This is a genomic window from Kitasatospora sp. P5_F3, assembly GCF_054049135.1.
Map to the genome: position 1 here is coordinate 25,425 of NZ_JBFUMY010000090.1, position 7,378 is coordinate 32,802.

A 7,378-nucleotide genomic window follows, 5' to 3' on the forward strand; every position below is an offset into this window, starting at 1 on the left:
GGGAACTGCGACGCCAGCCCCAGGAACGTGATCCGACGTGCATGGTCAGGTACTTTCGCCTTTGACCCGAGCGCCAGATATCGTCGCCGTTCCCCGAGCCCCTGGACCCGTAGATGGCTGAGCAGATCGCTGGCTTTCAGGTGCGGCTGGAGAATTTCGAGGGGCCGTTCGACCTGCTGCTCGGGCTGATCGCCAAGCACAAGTTGGAGATCACCGAGCTGTCGCTGTCGCGGATCACCGACGAGTTCACGGCGTACATCCGCGCGATGGGCCCGGACTGGGACCTGGACGTGGCGACCGACTTCCTGGTGGTGGCCGCCACCCTGCTCGACCTGAAGGCGGCCCGGCTGCTGCCCGCCGCCGAGGTGGAGGACGAGGAGGACCTCGCCCTGCTGGAGGCCCGCGACCTGCTGTTCGCCCGGCTGCTGCAGTACCGGGCGTACAAGCAGGTGGCCGCGGTGCTGGCGGACCGCTGGGCGGCCGAGTCGCGGCAGCGGCCCCGGACCGTCGGGCTTGAGCCGCAGCACGCCGAGCTGCTGCCCGAGGTGGTGATCAGCATCGGCCTGGAGGGCTTCGCCCGGCTGGCGGCGAAGGCGATGACGCCCAAACCCAGGCCGGTGGTCTACGTCGACCACATCCACTCCCCGCCGGTCAGCGTCCGGGAGCAGGCGGCCCTGGTGGCCGATCTGCTCCGGACCCTGGGCGAGGCCGACTTCCGCCGCCTGGTGGCCGACGCGGGTGACAACACCCTGGTGGTGGTGGCCCGCTTCCTGGCCCTGCTGGAGCTGTACCGGGAGCGGGTGCTGGACTTCGACCAGCCGGAGGCGCTGGGTGCGCTGACCGTCCGCTGGGTGGCCGAGGCCGACCGGCGGGTCGAGGTCACCGACGAGTTCGACCGCCCGCCGGAGCCGACCGAGAAGGAGCCGTCATGACCGAGGAGCCGTCACGGCCCGCCAGGCGCTCGCTGGGCGTCCCGGGGCAGTCCCGGGCCGGGGAGTGGCAGGAGTCCGTCTACGGGGCGGTGCAGGACGGCCAGGAGTGGGTGGAGCCGGAGGCCGAGGCCGCCGTGCCGGCTGTCGAGCCGCCTGCGGTGCCGTTGCGCGCCGAGTTGGAGGCAATTCTGCTGCTGGTCGACGAACCGGCCACCGAGCGGCACCTGGCCTCGGTGCTGGAGCGTCCGGTCACCGAGGTGGCCGCGACCCTGCGCGAGCTGGCCGCCGAGTACACCGCCCAGGGCAGGGGCTTCGACCTGCGGTTCGTCGCCGGGGGCTGGCGGTTCTACACCCGGGCCGACTGCGCGCCGGCCGTCGAACGGTACGTCCTGGACGGCCAGCAGGCCCGGCTCACCCAGGCCGCGCTGGAGACATTGGCGGTCGTCGCATACCGGCAGCCGGTGTCGCGCAGCCGGGTCTCGGCGGTCCGTGGTGTGAACTGTGACGGCGTGATGCGTACCCTGGTACAGCGAGGACTGGTAGAAGAGACCGGCTCCGAGCCGGAAACAGGTGCAATCCTGTATCGGACGACGAACTACTTCCTGGAACGGATGGGGTTGCGCGGCCTGGAGGAACTCCCGGAGCTCGCGCCCTTCCTGCCCGAGGTCGACGACGTGGAAGCGGAGTCCCTCGAAGGCACGATGATCGCGGAGGCGGTCGCCGCCGCACGTGCGGACGGCAGGGAAGTGCAGTGAGGTCGGCCGGGCACGACGAGCACTTCCAGACGAAACACGACGTACGGATATTTTGATGCGTAGCAGTGGCAACGGCAGGAACAGCAGCGGCGGTGGCGGGAGCCAGGGCCGTGGCGGACAGGGCGGGGGCGGCCGGGGAGGCGACTCGCGCGGCGGTTCGTCGTACGGCGGCAGCGGCGGTGGCCGTAGCGGCGGCGCGCCCGGTGGCGGCCGCAGCGGTGGCGGTTCGTCCTTCGGCGGCGGTGGCAGCCGCGGTGGCGACTCCCGCGGGGGCTCCTCCTTCGGCGGCGGCAGCCGTGGTGGCGACTCGCGTGGCGGGTCGTCCTTCGGCGGCGGCGGCAGCCGTGGTGGCGACTCCCGTGGCGGGTCGTCCTTCGGCGGCGGCGGCCGTGGTGGCGACTCCCGTGGGGGCTCGTCGTTCGGTGGTGGCAGCCGGGGTGGCGACTCCCGCGGCGGCTCGTCGTACGGCGGGAGCCGGGACGGGCGTGGCGGCGGTGGCGGCTCCTTCGGTGGCAACCGCAGTGGTGGCGGCTCGTCCGGTGGCGGTCGCAGTGGTGGCGGTTCGTCGTTCGGCGGCGACCGTCGGGACGACCGCCGCGACGATCGTCGTGACGACCGGCAGTACCCGGACCGTCCGCTCCGCCCGGAGGAGCGCAAGTACGACCGCCCCGAGTTCGGTGGTGGCCCGCACGCGTACCCCAACCGTGGCGGCGCCGCCCGCAAGCCCAGCCCGGCCCCCCGGCCGCGGCGTGAGGGCCAGGGTGCCCCGGGCGACCCGCGGCGTCAGCCGCAGCGGACCCGTGAGCTGCAGGGCAAGATCGAGGACGCGGTGCTGGCCCGGCACGAGCAGGGCCAGGGCGTGAAGGGCGGCAACGAAGAGGGCGAGCGCCTCCAGAAGGTGCTGGCGCGCGCCGGTATGGGCAGCCGTCGGGCCTGCGAGGAGCTGATCGAGCAGGGCCGGGTGTCGGTCAACGGCCAGCAGGTCACCGAGCAGGGCAAGCGGGTCCAGCCGGAGACCGACGAGATCAAGGTGGACGGCCTGACCGTCGCCACCCAGTCGTTCCTGTTCTTCGCGCTCAACAAGCCGGCCGGCGTCGTCTCCACCATGGAGGACCCGGACGGCCGTCAGTGCCTGGGCGACTACGTGAACAACCGGGAGACCCGGCTGTTCCACGTGGGCCGTCTCGACACCGAGACCGAGGGCATCATCCTGCTCACCAACCACGGTGAGCTGGCCCACCGCCTGACCCACCCCCGGTACGGCGTCACCAAGACCTACCTGGCCGCCATCCAGGGCCCGATCCCGCGTGACCTGGGCAAGACGCTGGCCAAGGGCATCGAGCTGGAGGACGGCTACGCCCGCGCCGACAGCTTCAAGGTGGTCTCCAACGTCGGCAAGAACTACCTGGTCGAGGTCACCCTGCACGAGGGCCGCAAGCACATCGTGCGGCGGATGCTCTCCGAGGCGGGCTACCCGGTCGAGAAGCTGGTCCGGACCGCCTTCGGTCCGATCACGCTGGGCGACCAGAAGTCGGGCTGGCTGCGCCGCCTGACCAACCCCGAGGTCGGGCAGCTGATGAACGAGGTCGGTCTCTAGCACCGGTCGCCCCGGAGGGCCTTCCCGTCACATGGCGGGGAGGCCCTCCGGCGTTCGGCGGGGTTGTGTGAGCCTGAACGCATCCGGCTTGTCAGCTCAGGGACTCGTGGCGGAGGATGGCCAGCGGACAACGGCGCGCCGAATGGCGGATCTGCGCCACCAGGGGTGGTGGCGAGGGGGAGCCGGTGGGGGAAGGGAACAAGGTGCTCGACTCTTTCGGGGTGCTAGGCCTGGGAAGGCCGGACGGCCAGGTGTACGCGGCTCTGGTGATAGCGCCGCAGTCGACGGCGGACGAGATCGCCACGCAGTGCGGCCTGACGCTGCAACAGGGCCATGCCGCGCTCGACCGGCTGGCCGACCAAGGCATGATCACCCGCGCCCCGGTGGACCGGGAGCGCTATCTCGCGGTCGCCCCCGACGTGGCCATCGGCACCCTGATCGGCCACCGCGAGGCCCAGCTGCGCAGTGCCAGGGCCGAGATGCACCGCCTGATGGACGCGTTCCGGGAGGCCTCCCGGTTCACCGACCCGGCGCACTCGGTCGAGGTCCTGACGGGTGGTGAGGCGATCGCCCAGCGGTTGGAGCACCTGGTCGAGACGGCCCAGTACCAGGTGCGCGGCTTCGACTGCCCGCCGTACATCCAGGATCCGACCGCCAACCTGCCCCGGCAGCGCCAGCAGCTCAAGGCCGGGGTGCGGTTCCGCACCGTCTTCGACAAGGAGGCGGTGGCCTGGCCGGGGCGGCTGGAGAAGGAGATCCTGATCGGCGTCGCCGACGGCGAGGAGGCCCGGGTCAGGCCGGTGCTGCCGATGAAGATGATGATGGCCGACGACCGGATGGCGATCATCCCGATCAGCGTCGGGGACGCGGTGCTGGACGCCGCGTACGTGATCCATCCGTCGGCGCTGCTGCAGGCCCTGGACGGGCTGTTCGAGGCGGAGTGGGAGCGGGCGGTGCCGCTGCAGGCCGCGATCGGGGACGGCGACGGCGGGCCCGGGCCCGAGGATGACCAGCGCAAGCTGCTCGGGCTGCTGGCGGCCGGGCTCACCGACGAGTCGATCGCGCGGTCGTTGGGCTGGAGCGCCCGGACCACGCAGCGGCGGCTGCAGGCCCTGATGCGGGAGCTCGGCGCCACCACCCGCTTCCAGGCGGGCATGGCGGCCCGGGAGCGTGGCTGGCTCTAGGCACTGCAAAGTGCCCCTGCTGGCTGATGCCGGGAGTGCCTGGTCAGCTCCAGGGGAGCAGGGTGGCCCAGCTGCCCGAGGCGTTGCGTTGGAGTTTCTCCAGGCCGATCACGGCGGTGCGGTTGAGGCGGCCGTAGATGTGCGGGAAGCGGATGCCGGGGGTGGCGCCGGCCGGGGGTGCGCCGTTGGGGGGCTCCCACTTGATCATCGGCTCGACCAGCTTCTCCTCGATCAGCAGGGCCATCAGGGGATCCCGCGTGTCCCGGAAGAAGGCGTTGGCGACCGCGAGCAGGGTCGTCTCGTCGGCCGAGCAGTGGATGAAGCCGTCGGTCAGCAGGGAGGCGGCGGTGTACGGCCGTCCGGGGTCGCGCAGCCAGTCGTCCAGGGGTGCGAGATGGTAGATCATGGCTCCATTTTTACCGGAGTTGACGGCATTTCACCGGGGTTGACCGGCTGATCCGGGGTCAGAGTCCGGCCACCTTGGCCGTCGCCGAGACCTCGTACACCAGGGTGACGGTGCGTCGGCCGCCGGGCGGCAGGGTGAGCTGCCAGCGGACGATGCCGTCGGCGTCGAGCTCGTCGGGGGCGGGGGAGCAGAGCTCCCTGCGCAGCCTGACCTCCACCGCCGCGACCTCGGAGACCGGGATCCGCTCCCGGACGGTGACCGGCTGGTCGGTGCGGTCGTCCGGGCCGGTGAAGCGGGACAGGTGCAGCCGGACCGTGCGGGTCTGCACGGTGCGGGAGGACAGGGCGCCGGCGCTGCTCCGGGTCTCCTCGGTCTCCCGGAGCACCCGGTAGGCGTCGGAGCTGCCGAAGGAGAGCTCGGCGGGGGCACCCGGTGCGGTGAACGCCAGCTCGGCGCGGCCGGTGAAGCCGCTGCCCAGCACCAGGTCGACCGGCCCGGCCAGCAGGGCGTGGCCGGACGCGTTGGTGAACCTGGCCACCCGGGTGACCAGCGGGGAGAGTTCGGGGGCGCAGCCGTACTCGCTGGTGGCGGGGGTGCTGAAGACGGTCAGCGGCACCCGGTGCGGGCGGCCGTCGCCGGGGATCCGGGCGGGGTCGGGGGCGCGCAGCACCCGGACCTCGCCGCCGTCGTCCACCCCGGGCAGGCCGTCGGCGGCAGGGCCGGTGGAGCCGATCTCCTGTTCGCGCAGCTCGACCTCGACCGTCCGGCGCTCCTCGGTGGTGCGCGGACGGAGCGTCAGGACGTCCTCGGTGAGCCGGGGCGGTTCGCCCGCGAGGGCGGAGCGGGCGGTGGAGAGGGTGAGCCGGACGCCGGACCAGTCCTCGCCGGTGCGCTGCCAGACCACCGCGCCGGTCTCCAGGGTGAGGGCCCCGTCCTCGGCCAGGGTGGCCCGGTAGGCGGGCCGCCAGAGGGCACACGGGGTGAGGTGGCTGACGGTCAGCCGGCCAGGGCCGCCGGGCGTCTCGACGGTCAGCTCCAGGAAGCCGAGCAGCTCGGGCGGTTCCTCCTCGGTCAGCTCCAGCGCCGCCTCCGCCCGGAGCCGCTCGTCCTCCGCGGTGACCAGCCGGGCGTCGGTGGCGCGCAGCTGCTCGCCGTACGTCTCCCGCTCGGCGTCCACCCGGTCCAGCTCGCGGGACCAGCGGGCCGGCTCGGTCTCGCCCTGCCCGGCGCCCTCGGCGATCTCCCGGAGCAGGTCGGCGGCGAGCTGGGCGAGCAGGGCCAGCCGGGCGGTCAGCCGGAGCCGTTCGGCGCCGAGCTCGGCCTGCTCCTGTTCCAGCGCGTGCACCCGGTGCCGGAGTTCGGAGTCGCCGTCGGCGGGCGGCACCGGTGCGGGCGGGGTCCAGACCCGGGTGATCCGGGTGTCCAGCACGCTGCCGGTGGAGAGTTCGGCGCGCAGCGTGAGGTCGGCGGCCAGCGCGGTGACCGGGCCGAGGCGCAGCCGCTGGACGCCGGGGGCGAGGTCGAGCTCGACCGAGCGTTCGACCAGGGCCCGGTCCTCCAGGCAGGTGACGGCGGTGACGGGGAGCGGCGTGGTGGTCGTCATTTCAGTTCCTCCGGTCTCCGCCGTGCAGGGTCTGGGCGGCGGGGATGCGGATCTCGTAGCCGCCGTCCAGTTCGGCCCGGCCGTGGGCGGGCAGGTCGACCCGCCGGAGCCGGGTGCCGGGCGGGCAGTCCTCGGACGGTTCGTCAGGGGCGGACCAGCCGGGCCGTTCCTGGATCCTGACGTCGGCTTCGGCGGTCACCGGCACCCGTTCGCGGACCTCGACGGTGACCGGCCTGGCCAGCCGGTTGGCCAGCTCGAGGTGCACCCGGTGGTCGAGCACCAGGACGTTGTTGCGCAGCCCCGCCGTCGACTCGTGCAGCTCGGTGCGCCGGGCCACCCGGACGCCCTCGGCCACCCCGAGCCCGAGCCGCCCGGTGGCGCCGGGGGCCAGCGTGGGCAGCGCGGCGGTGCGCAGGAAGTCGCCGTCCACCGAGACCTCGACCGGCCCGGCCAGCAGGGCCCGGTCGGTGGAGTTGGTGAGCAGCAGGGTGCCGTAGACGGTCTCCTCGACCGAGGGCACGCAGACGTACTCCGGCTCCAGCGAGAGCGGGATCTCGCCGATGGTGACGGTGTGCCAGCCGCCGTCCGAGGGCAGGTCGACCGGGGCGGCGGTGTCGAACCGCTGGTCGAAGGACCCGGCCGAGCGGCGCGGCGGCACGGTGTGCGGGGGGAGTGCGGCGGTCGGCGCGGGCGCGGCGCGGTGCTGCTGCGGCGCTGCGGCCAGTTGGCCCCGGCGCGGGCCGGTCGGGCCCTGCAGGGTCAGCGCGGCGTAGTCCAGCCAGCCGGCGCCGGGGTGCGGCGGGGCGGGCTCCGGCGGGGGCGCGGCGGGCGTCGGTGCGAACGGCGCCGCGCCGACCATCGGTGCGGGCATCGGCGCGGCCATCGGTGCGGCCGGGGGAGC

Annotated in this window: 7 protein-coding genes; 4 read left to right on the plus strand and 3 right to left on the minus strand. The window is 73.5% G+C overall.

Features of this window, described 5'->3' with window-relative positions; genetic code table 11:
• The first annotated feature begins 113 nt into the window (after positions 1-113).
• The 4 genes from ACXJMZ_RS32700 (at position 114) to ACXJMZ_RS32715 (ending at position 4,468) form a co-directional block, all read left to right on the plus strand.
• Positions 114-932 carry a segregation and condensation protein A gene (locus ACXJMZ_RS32700; protein ID WP_457033636.1) on the plus strand — a complete coding sequence of 273 codons (819 nt, stop codon included), beginning with the start codon at positions 114-116 and terminating at the stop codon, positions 930-932.
• Positions 929-1,687, plus strand: a complete 759-nt coding sequence (scpB, locus tag ACXJMZ_RS32705; protein WP_457033637.1) for an SMC-Scp complex subunit ScpB — start codon at positions 929-931, stop codon at positions 1,685-1,687. The genes ACXJMZ_RS32700 and scpB overlap by 4 nt, the downstream gene beginning before the upstream one ends.
• Positions 1,688-1,742: 55 nt before the next feature.
• On the plus strand, positions 1,743-3,284 hold the full coding sequence (locus ACXJMZ_RS32710; protein ID WP_457033638.1) for a pseudouridine synthase: 1,542 nt from the start codon (positions 1,743-1,745) through the stop codon (positions 3,282-3,284).
• 203 nt (positions 3,285-3,487) lie between these two features.
• Positions 3,488-4,468: a helix-turn-helix domain-containing protein gene (locus ACXJMZ_RS32715; RefSeq protein WP_457033639.1), complete on the plus strand. Its 981-nt coding sequence runs from the start codon at positions 3,488-3,490 to the stop codon at positions 4,466-4,468.
• Between the two features lie 43 nt (positions 4,469-4,511).
• Here ACXJMZ_RS32715 and ACXJMZ_RS32720 read toward each other — a convergent pair whose 3' ends face one another.
• The 3 genes from ACXJMZ_RS32720 to ACXJMZ_RS32730 all read right to left on the minus strand — a co-directional run.
• Entirely contained in the window at positions 4,512-4,874 is a 363-nt protein-coding gene (locus ACXJMZ_RS32720) for a DUF952 domain-containing protein (protein ID WP_457033640.1), read from the minus strand.
• Between the two features lie 58 nt (positions 4,875-4,932).
• Positions 4,933-6,477, minus strand: coding sequence for a DUF4139 domain-containing protein (locus tag ACXJMZ_RS32725; RefSeq protein WP_457033641.1), 1,545 nt, complete (start codon positions 6,475-6,477; stop codon positions 4,933-4,935).
• Position 6,478: 1 nt separating this feature from the next.
• On the minus strand, positions 6,479-7,378 hold a 900-nt coding region (locus ACXJMZ_RS32730; RefSeq protein WP_457033642.1), incomplete at its 5' end, for a DUF4139 domain-containing protein.

Coding starts and splice junctions, on each gene's coding strand:
- ACXJMZ_RS32700 (WP_457033636.1), top strand. CDS start 114: ATGGCTGAGCAGATCGCTGGCTTTCAGGTGCGGCTGGAGAATTTCGAG.
- scpB (WP_457033637.1), top strand. CDS start 929: ATGACCGAGGAGCCGTCACGGCCCGCCAGGCGCTCGCTGGGCGTCCCG.
- ACXJMZ_RS32710 (WP_457033638.1), top strand. CDS start 1,743: ATGCGTAGCAGTGGCAACGGCAGGAACAGCAGCGGCGGTGGCGGGAGC.
- ACXJMZ_RS32720 (WP_457033640.1), bottom strand. CDS start 4,874: ATGATCTACCATCTCGCACCCCTGGACGACTGGCTGCGCGACCCCGGA.
- ACXJMZ_RS32725 (WP_457033641.1), bottom strand. CDS start 6,477: ATGACGACCACCACGCCGCTCCCCGTCACCGCCGTCACCTGCCTGGAG.